The organism is Bradyrhizobium sp. MI1.3 (genome assembly GCF_055811695.1).
Map to the genome: position 1 here is coordinate 1 of NZ_JBVVPQ010000224.1, position 832 is coordinate 832.

Here is an 832-nt window from a genome sequence, read left to right on the forward strand (position 1 = left end):
CATTGGCCCGATCATCTCGAGCGCGATGGTGGCTGCGATCGGCACTGGAGACGTGTTCTCGAAAGGCCGCGACTTCGGCGCCTGGCTTGGACTGGTGCCGAAGCAGATATCGACCGGCGACCGCACGATCCTCGGCAAGATATCAAGGCGCGGCAATCGCTACCTGCGCGCGCTGTTTGTGCAGGCCGCGTGGGTTGTGCTGGTCAAGGTCAAGGGTTGGGAGCGCTATGGCCTCAAATCTTGGATCGAAGCCGCCAAGAAACGATTGCACCACAACGTGCTGGCGATTGCGCTCGCCAACAAGCTCGCCCGGATCGCCTGGGCGGTTCTCAACAAGGGACGCGCCTTCGAGTGCGTCAACACGGAGGAGACGGCGTCCCGAGCTGCCTGATCCTCGCACCGTGCTCGGGGCCGTCAAGGCGCGGCCTGACCGCGGTAGAGCAAGACGTCAGGACAGCACGACGGCCGGCCTTGACGGCCCTTGCGCGCGGCGCGTCTGCGCGCGCAGGCCGGGACAAAGGAACGACCGCCAGGCACGAACTAAGGAACAGCACGAGGTGAGGTGCGATCGATGACGTAACCAACATCCCTTACCCGCCGAGGTCTGCGAGAGGAATGAGACAACGATGGAGGATCGGTCTTCCCGGCGCATGCGAACACTGGTGACCCGAATGGCCCGTTCGAGGCCTGTCCGCTAATTAGCTCGAATGCGCGCTGATATCCATGATGGCCCGGAGCACAACACGCTCCAATCAGAGGCCGGATACATTGATGCAAGACCGCATCTGCCAGGTTGACGAAACCTCTTGCAACGCGCGGCCGGACCATACAT

General features: G+C 62.6%; 1 protein-coding gene. It reads left to right on the forward strand.

What is annotated here, in order from left to right; translation table 11 throughout:
• Window positions 1-391: transposase (locus tag AC0L3A_RS40760; protein ID WP_473256584.1), on the forward strand; the 391-nt coding region annotated here is incomplete at its 5' end.
• Window positions 392-832: the final 441 nt, after the last annotated feature.